This window comes from Sphaerisporangium aureirubrum (assembly GCF_042658925.1).
GTDB lineage: Bacteria > Actinomycetota > Actinomycetes > Streptosporangiales > Streptosporangiaceae > Sphaerisporangium > Sphaerisporangium aureirubrum.
On record NZ_JBHSRF010000199.1, the window covers coordinates 1 to 854 of the forward strand.

Annotated in this window: 2 protein-coding genes; one reads left to right on the forward strand and one right to left on the reverse strand. The window is 67.3% G+C overall.

Annotation, left to right across the window (positions count from 1 at the left end):
- The coding region (locus tag ACFP1K_RS41125) for a pectate lyase family protein (protein WP_380764038.1) at positions 1-674 on the reverse strand (674 nt) is incomplete at its 3' end.
- On the opposite strand from ACFP1K_RS41125, the gene ACFP1K_RS41130 reads away from it, so the two are divergent.
- Positions 643-854 (forward strand): hypothetical protein (locus ACFP1K_RS41130; protein WP_380764040.1); only part of this gene is annotated, 212 nt, incomplete at its 3' end. The two genes, ACFP1K_RS41125 and ACFP1K_RS41130, sit on opposite strands and share 32 nt — an antisense overlap.

The following is an 854-nucleotide window of genomic DNA, read 5'->3' on the forward strand; positions in this document are numbered from 1 at the left end:
CCGGCGCCGCCGGTGACGATGGACTTCACCTGCGAGGGGGTGTCACAGGAGTAGGAGTAGGGGATGGAGGCGACGCTGCCTCCGGTCTGCCCGGCTCCGGAGTTCACCATCTGGTTGTTGCGCGCGACCAGCGTGCCGGGACCCGAATCGCCCTCACCCAGGTGGTAGGGGTCCTGGGTGTTCTCGAAGTAGTTGCACTCCACCAGCACACCGGCGCCTTCGGTGGAGGCCACCCCGTAGCTGGTCACGCCGCCGTAGAAGTTGTTGTAGACGTGCACGGGGTTGCCGAACCGGACCCGCGGGTGCCGCTGGCCGGTGCCGTCGAACCAGTTGTGGTGGTAGGTCACCCGCAGGTGGCCCCGGTCCTCGCCGCCGTTGTCGTCGCTGTGGCCCAGCAGCATCGACTTGTCGTGGCTGGAGATGCGGTTCCAGGAGACGGTGACGTAGTCGCTGGCGCGTTTGACGTCGATGGCGCCGTCGTAGCCGTTGGACAGGGTGTTGTGGTCGATCCACACCCGGGTGGAGTACTGCACGTTGATCGCGTCGTCGTTCCAGTTGCGGAACGTCATGTTGCGGATGATCACGTTGGAGGCCTCCGACACGTTCAGCCCGCAGCCCACCAGGGCCGAGCCGGAGTTGCCGATGACGCTCTTGTTGGACGCCACCCGCAGCATGCCCGAGCAGCTGATCGTGCCCGACACCCGGATCACACCACTGCCGGACGCCGTCAGCGCACTGGTCAGCGCCGAGGAACTGGTCACCGTGGTCGCCGAGGCGTTACCACCACCGGTGGTCCCACCACCCTGCGTGGCCCACCCCACCAGCCCACCCGGAGGCGGACCCGTGGTCGGCGT